The sequence below is a fragment of the Caballeronia sp. J97 genome (genome assembly GCF_905220305.1).
Taxonomy (GTDB): domain Bacteria; phylum Pseudomonadota; class Gammaproteobacteria; order Burkholderiales; family Burkholderiaceae; genus Caballeronia.
Window position 1 is genome coordinate 44,475 of sequence record NZ_CAJMZL010000034.1, and the last position, 18,422, is coordinate 62,896.

The 18,422-nt window shown below is 64.1% G+C and carries 14 protein-coding genes; 8 read left to right on the forward strand and 6 right to left on the reverse strand.

Annotated features, from left to right (window positions below; all coding sequences use genetic code 11):
• Nucleotides 1-75: 75 nt before the first annotated feature.
• The 5 genes from U4Y90_RS30400 to U4Y90_RS30420 form a co-directional block, all read right to left on the reverse strand.
• Entirely contained in the window at nt 76-1,431 is a 1,356-nt protein-coding gene (locus U4Y90_RS30400) for a gamma-glutamyl-gamma-aminobutyrate hydrolase family protein (protein ID WP_321800209.1), read from the reverse strand.
• A gap of 160 nt (nt 1,432-1,591) precedes the next feature.
• Nucleotides 1,592-3,349 carry a cation:proton antiporter gene (locus U4Y90_RS30405; protein ID WP_321800211.1) on the reverse strand — a complete coding sequence of 586 codons (1,758 nt, stop codon included), beginning with the start codon at nt 3,347-3,349 and terminating at the stop codon, nt 1,592-1,594.
• Between the two features lie 196 nt (nt 3,350-3,545).
• Nucleotides 3,546-3,884: a P-II family nitrogen regulator gene (gene glnK, locus U4Y90_RS30410; protein ID WP_008342452.1), complete on the reverse strand. Its 339-nt coding sequence runs from the start codon at nt 3,882-3,884 to the stop codon at nt 3,546-3,548.
• A 149-nt stretch (nt 3,885-4,033) separates the two neighbouring features.
• On the reverse strand, nt 4,034-6,088 hold the full coding sequence (locus U4Y90_RS30415; RefSeq protein WP_321800265.1) for an NAD(+) synthase: 2,055 nt from the start codon (nt 6,086-6,088) through the stop codon (nt 4,034-4,036).
• Nucleotides 6,089-6,166: 78 nt separating this feature from the next.
• On the reverse strand, nt 6,167-7,309 hold the full coding sequence (locus U4Y90_RS30420) for a GNAT family N-acetyltransferase (RefSeq protein ID WP_321800219.1): 1,143 nt from the start codon (nt 7,307-7,309) through the stop codon (nt 6,167-6,169).
• Nucleotides 7,310-7,484: 175 nt separating this feature from the next.
• On the opposite strand from U4Y90_RS30420, the gene U4Y90_RS30425 reads away from it, so the two are divergent.
• Nucleotides 7,485-7,778: a GIY-YIG nuclease family protein gene (locus tag U4Y90_RS30425; RefSeq protein ID WP_321800221.1), complete on the forward strand. Its 294-nt coding sequence runs from the start codon at nt 7,485-7,487 to the stop codon at nt 7,776-7,778.
• A 52-nt stretch (nt 7,779-7,830) separates the two neighbouring features.
• Here the strand turns inward: U4Y90_RS30425 and ppa are convergent, their stop codons facing one another.
• Complete coding sequence (gene ppa, locus U4Y90_RS30430; RefSeq protein ID WP_321800223.1) at nt 7,831-8,358, reverse strand: inorganic diphosphatase; 528 nt, start codon at nt 8,356-8,358, stop codon at nt 7,831-7,833.
• A gap of 200 nt (nt 8,359-8,558) precedes the next feature.
• Between ppa and U4Y90_RS30435 the strand changes: the two genes are divergently transcribed.
• The 7 genes from U4Y90_RS30435 to urtD all read left to right on the forward strand — a co-directional run bounded on the left by U4Y90_RS30435 (nt 8,559) and on the right by urtD (nt 18,310).
• Nucleotides 8,559-9,998, forward strand: a complete 1,440-nt coding sequence (locus U4Y90_RS30435) for an aldehyde dehydrogenase family protein (RefSeq protein ID WP_321800225.1) — start codon at nt 8,559-8,561, stop codon at nt 9,996-9,998.
• Between the two features lie 21 nt (nt 9,999-10,019).
• Nucleotides 10,020-10,796 carry an SDR family oxidoreductase gene (locus U4Y90_RS30440; protein ID WP_321800227.1) on the forward strand — a complete coding sequence of 259 codons (777 nt, stop codon included), beginning with the start codon at nt 10,020-10,022 and terminating at the stop codon, nt 10,794-10,796.
• 177 nt (nt 10,797-10,973) lie between these two features.
• Entirely contained in the window at nt 10,974-12,290 is a 1,317-nt protein-coding gene (locus U4Y90_RS30445) for an MFS transporter (RefSeq protein WP_321800229.1), read from the forward strand.
• Nucleotides 12,291-13,226: 936 nt separating this feature from the next.
• Nucleotides 13,227-14,534: an urea ABC transporter substrate-binding protein gene (gene urtA, locus U4Y90_RS30450; protein ID WP_321800231.1), complete on the forward strand. Its 1,308-nt coding sequence runs from the start codon at nt 13,227-13,229 to the stop codon at nt 14,532-14,534.
• 81 nt (nt 14,535-14,615) lie between these two features.
• Nucleotides 14,616-16,220 (forward strand): urea ABC transporter permease subunit UrtB, encoded by a 1,605-nt coding sequence (gene urtB, locus U4Y90_RS30455; RefSeq protein WP_321800233.1) that lies wholly within the window; start codon nt 14,616-14,618, stop codon nt 16,218-16,220.
• A gap of 3 nt (nt 16,221-16,223) precedes the next feature.
• Nucleotides 16,224-17,429: an urea ABC transporter permease subunit UrtC gene (gene urtC, locus U4Y90_RS30460; RefSeq protein WP_321800235.1), complete on the forward strand. Its 1,206-nt coding sequence runs from the start codon at nt 16,224-16,226 to the stop codon at nt 17,427-17,429.
• Nucleotides 17,426-18,310, forward strand: coding sequence for an urea ABC transporter ATP-binding protein UrtD (gene urtD / locus U4Y90_RS30465; RefSeq protein WP_321800236.1), 885 nt, complete (start codon nt 17,426-17,428; stop codon nt 18,308-18,310). The genes urtC and urtD overlap by 4 nt, the downstream gene beginning before the upstream one ends.
• The last annotated feature ends 112 nt before the right edge of the window (nt 18,311-18,422 follow it).

Here is an 18,422-nt window from a genome sequence, read left to right on the forward strand (position 1 = left end):
CCCGATACGAAAAAGGCCCGCTCGAACCGAGCGGGCCTTCTTGCTTTGCGACATGCACGAAGAACGTGCTTCCCGTCAAAAGCGGGTTTCGCGCGCGACGCGCAGGAACGTATCGAGCAGCGGCGTGCAATCGAGCAGTTCCGCGCCGCCCGCGCGATGAAACTCCGGATGCCACTGCACGCCGACGACGAACGGCGCTTTCCGATACCGCACCGCCTCGATGATCCCGTCCGACGCCGACACCGCCTCGATGTTCAGATCGCGCCCGATCGTCTTCACCGCCTGATGGTGAATCGAATTGACGATCGCCTCGCGCTGGTGCGGGAACATGTTGGCGAGCGTGGAGCCATCGGGAAAGCGAATCGAATGGCGATGCTGGTCGTATTGTTCGTTGACGTGGATGCCGGCCGTGGGCACGTCGGTCGCGATGTCGCCGTAGAGCGTGCCCCCGAACGCGACGTTGATCAGCTGACAGCCGCGGCACACGCCGAGCACCGGCTTGCCCGACTCGACGAACTCGTGCAGCAGCTCTAGCTCGTACATGTCGCGCACGCGGTCGCCCGGCCATTCGGGACGTGTCGTCGCTTCCTCGTAGGACTGCGGAGAAACGTCCGCGCCGCCTTGCAGCAGCAGCCCGTCGAGATGCTTCGCGTAATCGCGCAGACGGATGTTGCTCGTGTGCAGCATGCCTTGATTGCCGACCGTCGGAATCATGAACACGAGCACGTCGCGCGACATCACCCAATGCGCGATGGATTCCTCGAGGTACTGCAGCGTCTTGCCGCGCAAGCCTTTCGCGCCCGGCTCCGGGTGAAAGATCCGCGCCGATACGCCGATGCGCAACGTACGCTGCGTCATCCGCTGTCCCGCGCGATCGAAAATCTGACGCGCGCGCGCCGCGATCACGCGGCCGAACACGGACCACGCCGAGTCGGATTGCTTGAGATACGCGGGTTGCGCCGCCGCGGACGCCTGTTCCATCGACGGCAGCGGCGGCGGATTGAGCTTGCCGAAGTCCGGCGCTTCGGTGAATTCGGGCGGCAGGACCGTGGCGCGGCCCGTCGGGGAATCGGAGGCGGCGGATTGCGCGTTGGCCGTGCTCGCGGCCTCCGCTTCGGTCGCGGCTTCGAGATTCTCCGCGAGGCTCGCCCTGGGCCTTGCCGGCGCGCGCGGCTTTTCGTGCACGGCGGCGTCTTGCACGTCATTGCGCCCGGCCGGCAACGGATCGACCGTTTCGACGTTCGATGCGCTCGACGGCGCATCCGTCGATGCCCTTTCGGTCGCGCTCGCCTTCGGGCCGGGCGCCGAAGCCGCTGCCGCCGCTTCGGGCGGCGCCGTGGGATTCGCGCTTCGCGGCGCGGCCTGAGAATCGGCGCCGCTTCGGCGCGCGTCGGTGCTGCTTGCGTCGTTGGACGTTTTGTTATCGCTCATTCCGGATTCAGGCGCTCGAACGCCAAGGAGAATGGACAAACCCCAATTATCCGCTTCGGACCAGCACGGGGCAAACCAGCACACATTTGGTCACATTGGCTCACATTATCGCGGGAACCCGCCGCGCGCCGCTGTCAGGGCTATCCCGTGAAGAAAGCCGTCAATGGTCGCGCGGCTCCTCGAGCGTTTCCCGCAACGCGATCTGCATCGTCGCGTGAATTTTCACGCACCAGCGCCACAGCACTGTGAGCAACAGCGCCACGCACAGCAGCACGCCGAGCATCAGGCCGAACGGCGGCAGGATGCCGCCCGACAGCGCCGCGACGAGCAGAAAGACGCCGAACATCGCGACGATCGGAATGAGCCCGGAAATCGCCGAGCGGATCGCACGCGTGAAGCGCCCCGCCTTCGCGGGCTGCACGCTCACTTCCGCCAGCAGCAGCGCAAGCGATTCGAGCTTGCGATACACGGCGACCAGAAACGGCAACGCCACGACGAGCGCCGCGCTCCACAGCACGACGCGCTGCGCGTTGTCGGTGTCGAGCCAGCGCGCGAGATAGCCCGCGGCGAACGGCGCCGAATACGACGCACCGAGGAAAATCGCCGCGACGAGCGCGAGATTGACCGCGATCTGCAAGACGATGCGCCGTGTCATCGAAAAGAGCGTCGGGCCGCCGGAGACGGGCGTCAGGCTCGCGAGCCACTGCGAGTACAGGCCGAAGGTATGGGCGAGCGGCGCGGGCATCGCGCGCGACAGGCGCATCGTGATCGGATCGGCGGCACGGATCAGATACGGCGTGAAGAGCGTCGTCAGCGCGGACACGGCCACCGCGATCGGATAGAGAAAGGGGCTCGTGACCTTCAGCGACAGCCCGAGCGACGCGATGATGAACGAGAACTCGCCGATCTGCGAGACGCTCATGCCGACGCGCATCGACGTGCGTCCGTCCTTGCCCGCGAGAAAGGTGCCGAGCCCGCACGACACGATCTTGCCGAGCACGACCGCGATCGTGATGACGGCGATCGGCCATGCGTAATCGACGAGCACCGTCGGATTCAGCAGCAAGCCGATCGTGACGAAGAAGATCGCCGAGAACATGTCGCGCACCGGCGCAATCAGATGCTCGATGCGCGCGAGATGCCGCGACTCCGCCATGATCGCGCCGATCAGGAACGCGCCGAGCGCGATCGAGTAATCGAGCTTCACGACAAGCAGGCAGAAGCCGAAGCAGAACCCGAGCACGGTGACGAGCAGCATCTCGTCGCTCTTCGCCTGCGCGACATAGTTGAGCGCGCGCGGCACCGTGAGAATGCCGACGACGAGCGACACCGTCATGAAAAGCAGCAGCTTGCCGAGCGTCACGACCGCGACGCCCGCGCTCACCGAGCCCGTCTGCGCGATGCCGGAAAGCAGCACGAGCATCGCGATCGCGAGAATGTCTTCGACGATCAGAATGCCGAACACGATCTGCGCGAAGTTTTCGCCTTTCATGCCGAGCTCGGAGAGCGCCTTCACGATGATCGTCGTCGAGGAGATCGCGAGCATCGCGCCGAGAAAGAGCGAGTCCATCGAATTCCAGCCGAACCAGCGCCCGATCTCGTAGCCGACCCAGATCATCAGCACGATTTCCGAGAGCGCGGCGACGAAGGCCGTCGCGCCCACTTTGAAGAGCTTGCGCAGGCTGAACTCGAGGCCGAGCGAAAACATCAGAAAGACGACGCCGAGCTCGCCGAGCGTCTGGATCGTCGCTTCGTCGTGGATGAGGTTGAACGGCGGCGTGTACGGCCCGATGATCACTCCCGCCGCGATATAGCCCAGGACGACCGGCTGCCGCAGCCGGTGAAACAGCACCGTCACGACGCCCGCGATGGCCATGATCACCGCAAGATCCTGAATGAAGCCGATCGCGTGATGCATCAACTACTTCCTTACAGAATGATTATGGGATAACCGATGTTACCGCACGGAGGCGAATTCCTGCCTTCTCGCAAGCGATGCGGTTGAAAAAATCAGGGATGACGGCGCGCATCGCGCTGGTGCATGCGCGATCCGGAAGACGCGAAAAAGAAGGCCCGCGCGAACGGCGGGCCGGCATGGCGTGAAAAAACGGCGCTCAGACCGCCGCTTCGTTTTCCTCGCCGGTGCGGATGCGGATCACGCGCTCGACATCGGCGACGAAGATTTTGCCGTCACCGATCTTGCCGGTGCGCGCGGCGCCGATGATCGCGTCGATGACCTGATCGGTTTGATCGTTCGCGACGACGACTTCGATCTTCACCTTCGGCAGGAAGTCGACGACATACTCTGCACCACGATAAAGCTCGGTGTGCCCCTTTTGGCGGCCAAAGCCCTTCACTTCCGTGACCGTGAGACCCGTGAGGCCCACTTCGGCGAGCGCTTCGCGAACTTCGTCGAGCTTGAACGGTTTGATGATGGCGGTGATGCGTTTCATGGCGTGCCTCGCGAAAATATCGATTCAAGGGGTTCGAAAAAGGTCGTGTCCCTCGCGGGACAGATGACTTCGATTCTAGCCGCGTTTCATCGAGCAGGCGGTCCGGAAAATCGCGAGGTGTCCACGAGATGATCGAATAACGCGCGATATCACTCTTTCGCGGGGACGCGTTCGAGGTCCGCGAGCCACACCGTCGCCTGTCCGTCGCTCGGTGCGCGCCAGTCGCCGCGCGGCGAGAGCGAGCCGCCCGAGCCGACCTTCGGCGCGTTCGGAATGCATGAGCGCTTGAACTGGCTCGTGCGGAAGAATCGATCCAGAAAGATCCGCAGATTCTTGCGGATCTCGCCGAGGTCGTATTGATTCCGCGCGACGGTCGGGCCTTCCGGCCACGCGCCCGCATCGCGATCGCGCCACGCATGCAGCGCGAGAAACGCGACCTTCGTTGGTGCAAAGCCGAAGCGCAGCGTGTAGTAGAGATTGAAGTCCTGCAGTTCGTACGGACCGATGACGCTCTCCGTTTTCTGCTCCACCACGCCGCTCGTCTTGCCGGGGATGAGCTCCGGGCTGATATCGGTGCTCAGGATGTTTTCGAGCACGTCGGTTCCGGTGCCGCCGATCTGCCCCGACTCCGCGACCCAGCGCACCAGATGCGTGATCAGGGTCTTCGGCACGCTCGCGTTGACGTTGTAGTGCGACATGTGATCGCCCACTCCGTAGGTGCACCAACCAAGTGCCAGCTCGCTCAGGTCGCCCGTGCCGATGACGATCGCATTGTTGAAGTTCGCGAGCCGGAACAGGTGACTCGTGCGCTCGCCGGCCTGGACGTTCTCGAACGTGATGTCGTACTGCTCGGCGCCGGTGCCGTGCGGATGACCGATGTCGGACAGCATCTGCACGCAGCTCGGGCGAATGTCGATCTCGCTCGCCGTGCAGCCAACGACTTCCATCAGCTCGCGCGCCTGCTTGAGCGTGCGGTCGCTGGTCGCGAAGCCCGGCATCGTGTAGGCGAGGATGTTCGAGCGCGGCAGTCCGAGACGATCCATCGCTTTCGCGCACACGAGCAGTGCATGGGTCGAATCGAGTCCGCCCGATATGCCGATGACGACCTTCGACATGCCCGACGACTGCAGCCGTTGCAGCAATGCCTGCACCTGGATGTTGTAGACCTCGTTGCATCGTTCGTCGCGGCGCGCCGCGTCGGCGGGCACGTACGGAAAGCGCGCGACGCGGCGTTCGAGCGGCAGTTTCCCGTCGGCCGGAATCGGCAGCGGAAATTCGATCACGTCGAACCGCGCGACTTCCTCGGCATGCCGATGCGTCGAGCGGCCGAACGTGGTTTGCCGCATGCGCTCGCGCGAGAGCCGTTCGAGATCGACATCGGCATAGAGGAGATGCGACCGGTCCGAGAAGCGCTCGGATTCCGCGAGCAGTTCACCGTTCTCGTAGATGAGGCCTTGCCCGTCCCAGGCCAGATCGGTGGACGATTCGCCGTTGCCCGCCGACGTGTACAGATACGCCGCGACACAACGCGCCGACTGCTGCCCGACGAGCTGATGCCGGTACGCCGACTTGCCCACGACGATATTCGACGCCGACAGATTCACGAGCACGGTCGCGCCCGCGAGCGCCGCGAACGACGACGGCGGAATCGGCACCCACACGTCTTCGCAGATTTCGACGTGGAACCGGAAGAGCGGCAGATCCTCGATCTGGAACAGCAGCGACGCGCCGAACGGCACGTCCTGGCCGCAGAGCGTGATGGTGTTGGCGACCGCGGCATCGGCCGGGCTGAACTGACGCGCCTCGTAGAACTCGCCGTAGTTGGGCAGATAGCTCTTCGGCACGACGCCCCGAATGAAGCCCCCGGCGATGACGATCGCGCAGTTGAAGAGCTTGTGCCCGGCCCTGATCGGCGCGCCGACGATCATCGCGATATCGAGCGTCTTCGACGCGTCCAGAATGCTTTGCAGCGCATCTTCGCAGGCGTCGAGCAATGCGCGCTGATGGAAGAGGTCGTCGCACGTATAGGCGGAAACGCCGAGCTCGGGAAACGCGACGAGCACCGCGCCGTGCGTGGCGGCCTCGCTCGCCAGCTCGATCGTCCGCGCGGCGTTGAACGCCGGATCGGCCACCTTGCAGGACGGCACGCCGACCGCGACGCGCGCGAAGTCGTGGCTATACAGGTTGAAGAAGTTTCTGCTCATGGTCGACATGGATGTGCGCGTGTTGCGGCGAAAGCGATGCGGTTGGACCTTGCGAAAAGCGCTGACGATTATCGCATTTCAGCTTTTTTTTCTGAACGGCGTGTGCGCTTCGAGTTCCTCGATATGCTGATCCATCGCCTGAGTTTCGGCATCGAGAAACTCGGCGATCGCGTGCGCGAAACGCTGATCCGCGATCCAGTGCGCGGACCACGTAGGCGTAGGCAACAGTCCGCGCGACATCTTGTGCACGCCCTGCGCGCCGCCCTCGAAGCGCGCGAGCCCGTGCTCGATGCAATACGCGATGCCCTGCATGTAGCACGTCTCGAAGTGCAGCCCCGAGACGAACTCGCGCGTGCCCCAGTATCGGCCGTACATCGTGTCGCCGCCGATCATGTTGAGCGCGCACGCGAGCCGCTCGCCGTCGGCTTGCGCGATCACGAGCAGCATGCTGTCGGGGGCATCGGCGTGAATCCGGCCGAAGAATTCGCGCGTCAGATACGGCGCGTTCCAGTGCTCGCGATACGTGTTGTCGTAGCAGTCGTAGAAGAAGTCGAGCGCGCCTTCATCGATCTGCGTGCCGCGCAGCCATGTGTAGGTGACGCCCGCGTCCGCCACGCGCCGGCGATCCTGCTTCACCTTCTTGCGCTTGTCGTGGCTCATCGTCGCGAGGAAGGCTTCGAAGCTCTCGTAGCCGTCGCCGGGCAGATTCTCCCAATGAAACTGCACGCCTTCGCGCAACATATAGCCCGCGTCCGTCAGCGCCTCGACATCCTGCGCATGCGGAAACAGCACATGCAGCGACGAGAGTTCGAGCCGCCGCGTCAATTCGATCGCGCCGCGCGCGAGCAACACGCGATCCTCGTGATGCGCGGCGATGAGGCGCGGGCCCGTCACCGGCGAAAACGGCACGGCGGACAGCGCCTTCGGGTAATAGCGCAGACCGTGCCGCTCGAAGGCATCGGCCCACGCGTGATCGAACACGTATTCTCCGCGCGAGTGCGACTTGAGATACAGCGGCATCGCGCCGGCGAATGCGCCGCCGCGCTTCAGTATCAGATGATGCGCGCGCCAGCCGCTGCGCTTGACGGCGCATCCCGTCTCCTGCAGCGCCGAGAGAAACGCGTGCCGCACGAACGGGTTATCGCCGGCGAGCGAGTTCCAGTCGCCGGCCGGGATGTCGGCGAGCGCATCGACCACATGAATTTCGACCTCGCGATTCAACAGGCTACCTCACTGTGATGGATCGACGAGCGCGCTCGATACCCCGCGACACGCGCCCGAAAGCGGCTATTCTCGCGCAAGTCGCAGCGGCTCGCCGAAGCGGACAAAAGCGCCCCGGCGCGGTGCTTTCGGCGATAATGCGCGGCACATCCTTCACGAGCGCCCATCACACGCGATGCCGTGGTTCCTCTATCTGATCGAATGCGCCGACGGCAGCCTCTACACGGGCATCGCGACGGACGTCGAAGCGCGCTTCATCGCGCACGCGAGCGGCAAGGGCGCGCGCTACACGCGGGCGAGAAAAGCGTTGCGCGTGCTGGCGTCGTTCGAGCTGGCGGGGAAATCGGAGGCGTTGCGCGCCGAGTATCGCGTGAAGCGGCTGAGCGCGCAGCAAAAGCGCGCGTTGATCGCGGGGGAAAGGACGCTCGAATCGTTGCTGCCGCAGGACGAGGCAAGCGAAGAAGCATAAAAAACGCCGCCGCCCTTCGATCAGGCGGCGGCGTTTCGTCGGGCAAACGCGCTTACTTCTTGAAGTTCGCGACGCCTTCCGAAATTTCCTTGTGGGCGGCATCGATGCCGGCCCAGCCCTCGACCTTCACCCACTTGCCTTTTTCGAGCGCCTTGTAGTTCTCGAAGAAGTGCTTGATCTGGTCTTTCAGATATTCGGGCACGTCGTCGATCGACTTGATGTTCGCCGTCATCGGGCAGATCTTGTCGTGCGGCACGGCGATGAGCTTAGCGTCCACACCCGATTCATCGGTCATCTGCAGCATGCCGAGCGCGCGCGCGCGCACGACCGAGCCCGCGAGCAGCGGGAACGGCGTGATGACGAGCACGTCGACCGGGTCGCCGTCGCCGGACAGCGTCTGCGGAATGAAGCCGTAGTTGGCCGGATAGCGCATGCCGGTGCCGATGAAGCGGTCGACGACGAGCAGGCCCATGTCCTTGTCCGCTTCGTATTTGACCGGATCGCTCTGCGCGGGAATCTCGATGATGACGTTGAAATCCTGAGGGAGATCCTTGCCGGGAGGTACGTTGTTGAAGCTCATGAGCACTCTCTGGAGAAGTTGAGGTCGGAGATGGAATCGCACGGGCGGACGGTCTTTCGCGGCCCGTCGCGCGTGTCGGCGCTTGAATACGTCATTATAGCCAATCGCCTTTGTACGCCCGGCGCACGCCGGGCGTTGGCGCGATAATCGGGCTCAGCGCCGGTTTGACGCAGAAGAACATACGAATTCAGGAGACATGCATGGAAGACGCGAAGCATTTCATCGATAACCGCTGGGTCGCGGCATCGGGCAACGAGACGATTCCCGTCGTCGATCCGTCCGACGGCCAGATCTTCGCGCAGATCGCGCGGGGCACGGCCGCCGACATCGACCGCGCGGTCGCCGCCGCGCGCGCCGCCTTCGACGGCGGCTGGGGCGCCACGAGCGCCGCCGAGCGCGGACGCGTGCTCGCGCGCCTGTCGATGCTGATCGCCGCCTGCCACGAGGAAATCGCGCAGGTCGAGGCGCGCGACACCGGCAAGCCGCTCAGGCAGGCGCGCGCCGACGTCACCGGCATCGCGCGCTATTTCGAGTTCTACGCGGGCGCCGCCGACAAGCTTCACGGCGAAACCCTGCCCTATCAGCACGGCTACACCGTGCTCACGATCCGCGAGCCGCACGGCGTGACGGGCCATATCGTGCCGTGGAACTATCCGCTGCAGATTTTCGGGCGCAGCGTGGCCGCGGCGCTCGCCGCCGGCAACGCGTGCGTCGTGAAGCCGGCGGAGGACGCGTGCCTGTCGCTGTTGCGCATCGCGGAACTGGCGGCGGAAGCCGGCTTGCCCGATGGCGCGCTGAACATCGTCACCGGCTACGGACACGAAGCGGGCGCGGCGCTCGCGCGGCATCCGGGCATCGATCATATTTCGTTCACCGGCTCGCCCGCGACCGGCGCGGCCGTCACCAAGATGGCCGCCGACAATCACGTGCCGGTCACGCTGGAACTGGGCGGCAAGTCGCCGCAAATCGTTTTCGCCGATGCCGATTTCGACGCCGCCCTGCCCGTGCTCGTCGCCGCGATCGTGCAGAACGCCGGACAGACGTGCTCGGCGGGCAGCCGCGTGCTGATCGAGCGCGCGGCGTACGAGCCGCTGATCGAGCGCCTGTCGCACGCGTTCGCGGCGCTGAAGGTCGGCCCGAGCAAGCTCGATCTCGACTGCGGCCCGCTCATCAGCGCGAAGCAGCAGCAGCGCGTGTGGGACTTCCTGTCCGATGCGCAGCACGACGGCATCCCGATGGCCGCGCACGGCGAAGTCGTCGGCGATGCGCCCGAAGCGGGCTTCTATCAGGCGCCGACCTTGTTGCGCGACGTACCGCCGACGCACCGTCTCGCGCGCGAGGAAGTGTTCGGCCCGGTGCTCGCCGCGATGCCCTTCGACGACGAAGCCGACGCGCTCAGGCTCGCGAACGGCACCGACTACGGCCTCGTCGCCGGCATCTGGACGCGCGACGGCGCGCGGCAGATGCGCCTTGCGCGCCGCGTGCGCTCGGGGCAGGTGTTCATCAACAATTACGGCGCGGGCGGCGGCATCGAATTGCCGTTCGGCGGCGTGAAGCATTCGGGACACGGACGTGAAAAAGGCTTCGAGGCGTTGTACGGCTTCACGACGCTGAAGACCATTGCCATCAAACATGGATAACGTGAACAACAGGAGACAGGCATGCGACTGCAAGGCAAAACGGTGATCGTGACGGGCGGCGGCTCGGGATTCGGCGAAGGCATCGCGAAGACCTTCGCGCGCGAAGGCGCGAACGTCGTCGTCAACGATCTGAACGGGCCGGCCGCCGAGCGCGTGGCGAGCGAGATCGCGCTCGCGTCGTCGCCGGAGGTGAAGCACGGCCGCGCGATCGCCGTTCAGGGCGATGTGACGAAACGCGCCGACTGGCAAACGCTCTTCGATGCGGCCATTCAGGACTTCGGCAGCGTGCAGGTCGTCGTGAACAACGCGGGCACCACGCACCGTAACAAGCCCGTGCTCGACGTGACCGAGGCCGAGTTCGACCGCGTCTATGCGGTGAACGTGAAGAGCATCTACTGGAGCGTCGAGCAGTTCGTGCCGTATTTCCGCGAGCAAGGCGGCGGCGCGTTCATCAATGTCGCGTCGACGGCGGGCGTGCGGCCGCGCCCGGGGCTCGTCTGGTACAACGGCAGCAAGGCGGCGGTGATCATCGCGAGCAAGGCGCTCGCCGTCGAACTGGGCGCGGATCGCATCCGCGTGAACTGCATCAATCCGGTGATGGGCGAGACCGCCCTGCTCTCCGAGTTCATGGGCATGGAAGACACGCCCGAGAACCGCCGCAAGTTTCTCGCGACGATACCGCTCGGCCGCCTTTCGACGCCGCAGGACATCGCCAACGCGGCGCTCTATCTCGCCTCCGACGATGCCGAGTTCATCACCGGCGTCGCGCTCGAAGTGGACGGAGGACGCTGCGTCTGAGCCCGGTCCGCGCACGCCGCGCGACACATGCGGCGTGCGTTCGAGCATCGGTGCTTTCCCTAGCAGGACCAGCCGCTTGGCGTCGTTGCCGAAGGGCTAGAATCCTTACGCGCCTGTAATCGCGAGCGGGCCCATCCGTTTGGCTGGCGCACACAATAATTATTGGAGACAAGCACCATGGCCAGCACCGCCAATCCCATGCCTCGCCCCGGCGCGGGCGCGCCTTCCGCGTTCGAGGAGGCGACTTACCGAAAGGTCGTCTGGCGGCTCGCGCCGCTCCTGCTCATCTGTTACGTGGTTGCGTATCTCGACCGCGTGAACGTCGGCTTCGCCAAATTGCAGATGGCCGCCGACCTGCAACTGTCGGACGCGGTGTACGGCTTCGGCGCGGGCATTTTCTTCTTCGGCTACTTCATCTTCGAGATACCGTCGAACATCATCCTGCATCGGGTCGGCGCGCGTGTCTGGATCGCGCGGATCATGATCACGTGGGGCATCATTTCGGCGCTGACGATGTTCATCACCACGCCGACCATGTTCTACGTGATGCGCTTTCTGCTCGGCGCGGCGGAAGCGGGCTTCTTCCCCGGCATCATTCTTTATCTGACGTACTGGTTTCCGGCGCAGCGCCGCGGGCGCATCACGACGCTGTTCATGACGGCGATCGCGCTGTCGGGTCTGATCGGCGGGCCGATCAGCGGCTGGATCATGGACGCGTTTCACATGAAGAACGGCTGGCACGGCTGGCAATGGCTGCTGCTGCTCGAAGGCATTCCGTCGATCGTGGTCGGCATCGTCGTGTTCCTGAAGCTCGACGATCGCATCGCGAAGGCGTCGTGGCTCACGCAGGAAGAGCGCGAACTGCTCGAACGCAATATCGCGGCGGATAACGTCGAGAAAGAGGATCTGTCTCTCGGCAAGATTCTGTCGAGCCCGAAGGTCTGGCTGATGAGCCTCATCTACTTCTCGTTCGTGATGGGGCTTTACGGCGTGAGCTTCTGGCTGCCGACCATCATCAAGTCGATGGGCATTTCGGATGCGCTCCACGTGGGCCTGCTTTCGGCGATTCCCTACGGCGCGGCGGTGATCGGCATGCTGTGCGCGGCGCGCAGCGCGGATCGTTCCGGCGAGCGTCGCTGGCATATCGCGATTCCGGCGTTCATCGGCGCGATCGGTCTGGTGCTGTCGGTGGTGTGGCTCAACAACACCGCGCTCGCGATGCTGGGCCTCACGCTCGCGACGATGGGCATTCTCACCACGCTGCCACTGTTCTGGAGTCTGCCGACGGCCTTCCTCGCTGGCACGGGCGCGGCTGCGGGTATCGCGATGATCAACTCGCTCGGGAATTTGGCGGGGTTTTTGAGTCCGTATCTGGTGGGATGGCTGAAGCAGACGACAGCTTCCAATGCGAGCGGGATGTATATGCTCGCGGGGTTTCTGGTGCTCGGCGCGGTGCTCGTGTTGAGTGTGCCGGCGCGGCTGGTTAACCGCTGAGGGCTCTTCTCTCTCTCTTTCTCTTGAGTGGCTGCTGGTGCTTGGCTTCGCCGGATCCCGATTTCGCGTCGGTCTATTAGCACTGCCCCTGTGCGGGGCGGCAGTCACTTTCTTTGCTGCTGCAAAGAAAGTAACCAAAGAAAGCAGCTCTCCCCATCCAAAGTACCTCACACCGGCCCCGGCACAGGCGATTGGCCTAATGGTCCGCCTGTAGCGAGTGCCCCCAAAACCGAACCGGGCTTGGCTCGCGCACGATCCGACAAGCTAGTAATTCGAGGGCACCGGTTCAGCACAAAACTGCACCGGCACAGCGCTACGCGCTGCCGCCGGGTCCACAAGGGAAACCAGCGGGCTGCGCATGCAGTGAGATGGAAGCGTTAGCAAAGAAGCACACGCATCCCCGATGAACCCATCGGCCGCGAAGCGGGCCGGAGCAGTCTTGTGCTGTACCAGTTGGTTGTGTGGTGCGATGGGACGGACCGTGCGCGGTCCAAGCCGTGTTCTGCTTGTGAGGGCGCTCTCTACTGCCGGACCATTAGGCCAATCGCCTGTGCCGCGGCCGGTGTGAGGTACTTTGGATGGGGAGAGCTGCTTTCTTTGGTTACTTTCTTTGCAGCAGCAAAGAAAGTGACTGCCGCCCCGCATAGGGGCAGTGCCAATAGACCGACGCGAAATCGGGATCCGGCGAAACCCAAAGCCAAGAACCCCAAAACCAGAACCCCAAACCCACCCCCCACGCACCGCAACGATGCACACCCCCCGGCCCGTGCACCAAAACCCCACCGCGCGACGCGCATCCATCCAGTAAAACCTTCCCTAGATTCCCCGCAAACCCGCGCCACTCGGGCATTCCTCCCCAATTGGCATAACCCTTGCAGAACGATGCGAGCAATCATCATTGCTCAAACAAACACATCGGCAAGGGGAACACTCATCATGAAACGACGCAGTCTGCTGAAGTTCGGCTCCATGTCGGGCGCGCTCGCCCTCGCGGGCCAGCTTCCGATCACGAAAGCCCAAGCCGCCGATACGGGTCCGATCAAGGTCGGCATCCTGCATTCGCTGTCGGGCACGATGGCAATCTCCGAAACGTCGCTGAAGGACACGGCGCTCATGACCATCGCCGATATCAACAAGAACGGCGGCGTGATGGGCCGGCAGCTCCAGCCCGTCGTCGTCGATCCCGCGTCGAACTGGCCGCTCTTCGCGGAGAAAGCACGCCAGCTTCTCACGCAGGACAAATGCGCCGTCGTGTTCGGTTGCTGGACGTCGGTGTCGCGCAAGTCGGTGCTGCCCGTCTTCGAGGAACTCAACGGCCTGCTCTTCTATCCCGTGCAGTACGAAGGCGAAGAGATGTCGCGCAACGTGTTCTACACCGGCGCCGCGCCGAATCAGCAGGCGATCCCCGCCGTCGAATATCTGATGGGACCGGAAGGCGGCAGCGCCAAGCGCTTCTTCCTGCTCGGCACCGACTACGTGTACCCGCGCACGACCAACAAGATCCTGCGCGCGTTCCTCCATTCCAAGGGCGTCAAGGATGCAGACATTCAAGAGGTCTACACACCGTTCGGACATAGCGACTATCAAACCATCGTCGCGAACATCAAGACCTTTGCCCAAGGGGGAAAGACGACCGTCATCTCTACGATCAACGGCGATTCGAACGTACCGTTCTACAAGGAACTCGGCAACCAGGGCCTGAAGGCGACGGACGTGCCCGTCGTCGCGTTTTCGGTCGGCGAGGAAGAGCTGCGCGGCATCGATACGAAACCGCTCGTCGGTCACCTCGCCGCATGGAACTACTTCATGTCGGTGAAGAACACGAACAACTCGAAATTCGAAAAGGAGTTCTTTGCGTACGTGAAGGCGCAGAACCTGCCGGGCGGCGACAAGCGCGTGACCAACGATCCGATGGAAGCGACCTTCGTCGGCATCCACATGTGGAAGCAGGCCGTCGAAAAGGCGAAGAGCGCCGACGTCGACAAGGTGCGCGTCGCGATGGTCGGCCAGACCTTCGCCGCGCCGTCGGGCTTCACGCTGACGATGGACGGCAATCACCATCTGCACAAGCCGGTGATGATCGGCGAAATTCGCGGCGACGGTCAGTTCAACGTCGTCTGGAAGACCAAGACCGCGGTGCGCGCGCAACCGTGGAGCCCGTATATCGCGGGCAACGAGGGCAAGCCGGATGTCGTCAGCTCCATTCCCGCGTTCCTGCGCCGTCAGCGCGTGCGAGTCGCGTAATGCTTTGATGGTTTGAAGCAGTGAGGCCGCGCGTTCGTTCGTGATGCGCGCGGCCGCCGATGTTCTATCTGAAAGGCCATCATGACCGGTTCCCTGATGCGTGTCCTGCTCGCGCTCTGCATCGCGCTGACCTCGCTCGCGGCGCACGCGCTCACCAACGACGATCTCGCCCCGCTCGCCGGCGACGACTTCGAAGCCAAATCCGCGACCATCGACAAGCTCATCGCCAACGCCGACGCGCCCTCGCTCGCCGTGCTGAGCGCGCTGTCCGACGGCTCGCTCGTCGCGACCGACGACGGCCGCGTCTACATACAGACCGACGACGGCACGAAGGACGCGATCACCGGCAAGACCGCCGAAGCGCCCGATGCGCAACAGATCACGCTGAACAATCTCCTGCGCACGAAGGTCGCGGGCGCGTTGTCGGGCCTGCAACTCGCCTCCACCGACATCGCCAAACGCCGCGACGCGATCGCAGCGTTGCTGAAGAATCCGGACGCATCGATGAAGCCGATGATCGACCGCGCCCGCGCCATCGAGAAAGATGCCGATCTGAAGAAGCGCCTCGACACGCTCTGGGCGATGACCGCGCTGCACGATCCCGATGTCGGCAAGCGCCTGGAAGCGGCGCAGCTCGTCGCCGCGCGCCATGACCTCGACATGTACGAGCTGCTGCGCCCGATCGTCGCGAAGAAAGCGGACGGCACCTTCAACGAGCCCGACGAACGCGTGCGCAACGCGGCGCAGGAAGGCATCTACGCGCTCGATTCGATCCAGCGCCGCAGCGAAATCTTCGGCACGATCTTCGCGGGCCTCTCGCTCGGCAGCGTGCTGCTGCTCGCGGCGCTCGGGCTCGCGATCACGTACGGTCTGATCGGCGTCATCAACATGGCGCACGGCGAGTTCCTGATGATCGGCGCCTACGCGACCTATGTCGTGCAGAACCTCGTGCAGCACTACGCGCCCGCTGCGTTCAACTGGTATCCGTTGTTCGCGGTGCCCGCGTCGTTCGTCGCGGCGGCGCTCGTCGGCATCGTGCTGGAAAGGCTCGTGCTGAAGCATCTCTATGGACGTCCGCTCGAAACGCTGCTGACGACCTTCGGCATCAGCCTGATTCTGATTCAGGCGACGCGCACGCTGTTCGGCGCGCAGAACGTTCAGGTGACGAACCCTTCGTGGATGAGCGGCGGCGTCTCGGTGATGCAGAACCTCATCCTGCCGTATAACCGTCTGACGATCCTCGCGTTCTCGCTCGCTGTCGTCGCGATCGCGTGGGGCGTGCTGACGAAGACGCGTCTCGGTCTCTTCGTGCGCGCGGTGACGCAGAACCGCCGCATGGCCGCGTGCGTCGGCGTGAAGACCGCGCGTGTCGATTCGTATGCGTTCGCGTTCGGCGCGGGCATCGCGGGACTCGGCGGCTGCGCGCTCTCGCAGATCGGCAACGTCGGGCCGGATCTCGGCCAGAGCTACATCATCGATTCGTTCATGGCGGTGGTGCTCGGCGGCGTCGGCCAGCTCGCGGGCACGGTGATCGGCGGCTTCGGGCTCGGGCTCGTCAGCAAGGCGGTCGAGCCGTTCTGGGGCGCGGTGCTCGCGAAGATCGCGGTGCTCGTGCTCATCGTGTTGTTCATCCAGAAGCGTCCGCAGGGCATGTTCGCCCTGAAGGGCCGCAGCGCGGAGGCCTGAGCCATGACCGCCTCGACCAATATCGGCGCGAACCTCGATGTCGCCCCGCAACCCGATCCGAACGCGGCGCGCGCCGGCTTCGCGCTCGGCCTGCCGCCGCGTGCGGCGCTCCTGCCGAGAAATGGCTGGCTCGCGTTGATCGCGCTCATCGTCGCGATGGGCATCTTCGTGCCGGTCAGCGCGCTCGTGCTGCCGGAGACGAGCACATTCCACTTGTCCGCCTATGCGATGACGCTCGTCGGCAAGCTCATGTGCTACGCGATCGGCGCGCTCGCACTCGATCTCGTGTGGGGCTACTGCGGCATCCTGAGCCTCGGCCATGCGCTCTTCTTCGCGCTCGGCGGCTACGCGATGGGCATGTACCTGATGCGCTCGATCGGCCGCGAAGGCACGTACCAGAGCGATCTGCCCGACTTCATGGTGTTTCTCGACTGGCACAAGCTGCCGTGGTACTGGGAAGGCACGGGGCATCTCTGGTATGCGTTGCTGCTCGTCGTGCTCGTGCCCGGCGTGCTCGCGTGGGTGTTCGGCTTCTTCACGTTCCGCTCGCGCGTGAAGGGCGTGTATCTGTCGATCATCACGCAGGCGATGACCTTCGCCGCGATGCTGCTCTTCTATCGCAACGAAACGGGCTTCGGCGGCAACAACGGCTTCACCGACTTCAAGCGCATAGCGGGATTTCCGATCACGCATCCGGGCACGCGCACCGCCCTCTTCCTCATCACGTTCGCGGTGCTCGTGCTCGCATTTCTCGCGGCGCGCTGGATCGTCACGTCGAAGCTCGGACGCGTCGTCACCGGCGTGCGCGACGGTGAAGCGCGTCTCATGTTTCTCGGCTACAGCCCGCTCGCGTACAAGCTCTTCATCTGGACCGTGTCGGCGGTGCTGTGCGGCATCGCGGGCGCGCTGTATGTGCCGCAGGTCGGCATCATCAATCCGAGCGAGATGTCGCCCGCGAACTCGATCGAAATGGCGATCTGGGTCGCGGTCGGCGGCCGCGGCACCTTGATCGGACCGATCGTCGGCGCGTTCGCGGTGAATGGCGCGAAGAGCTTCTTCACCGCGTATTTCGCGGAGTACTGGCTGTTCTTCCTCGGCCTGATTTTCACGCTCGTGCCCTTGCTTTTGCCGAACGGCATCATGGGTCTCGTCGATCTCGCGCGCCGCAAGAAGGCGCATGCAGCAGGGGCAACGGAGGCAGCAGAATGACCGCGCACAATGCATTGATCGTCGATCTGCCGCCGATTCCGCCGCTGCCTGAATCGCCTGAATCGAGCCATAAGAACATCAACGTGATCTCGGGGCTCGGGCATGTGCTCGCGCCCGGCGAGATCGATGTTTCGCACGGCACGATTCTCTATCTCGAAGACGTCACCGTGAGCTTCGACGGCTTTCGCGCGCTGAACAAGCTGACGCTGTCGATCGACGTAGGCGAGTTGCGCTGCGTGATCGGCCCGAACGGCGCGGGCAAGACGACGATGATGGATGTCATCACCGGCAAGACGCGCCCCGATGACGGCAAGGTCTTTCTCGGGCAGACGCTCGATCTCACGCGCATGTCGGAGCCGGTGATCGCGCGCACGGGCATCGGCCGCAAGTTCCAGAAGCCGACGGTGTTCGAGAATCATCCCGTGTGGGAGAACCTCGAACTCGCGATGAAGACGGACAAGCGCTGGTTCGCTTCTTTGCGCGCGCGGCTGGATGGCGAGGCGCAGGCGCGCATCGAGGAGACGCTGGAGCTGATTCGCCTTCAGCATCAGGCTACGCGGCTTGCCGGCGAGTTGTCGCATGGACAGAAGCAGCGGCTCGAGATCGGCATGTTGCTGATGCAGCAGCCCGCTCTTCTGTTGCTCGACGAGCCTGCTGCCGGGATGACCGATCACGAGACGATGGAGCTCGCCGAACTGCTCAACAAGCTGCGCGGTTCGTGTTCGATGATGGTCGTGGAGCACGATATGGAGTTTGTTGCCGCGCTCGCGGGGGATAGTGGGAAGGTTACTGTGATGGCCGAGGGGAGTGTTCTTGCCGAAGGCCCGCTCGATGACGTCAAACGGGACGAGGCGGTTATTGAGTCTTATCTTGGGCGGTGAACGTGCTTTTGTTGGGGTCGTTGTCGGGAAAGCCTGTTTTCGTGTCGGTCTATTGGCACTGCCCCTGTGCGGGGCGGCAGTCACTTTCTTTGCTGCTGCAAAGAAAGTAACC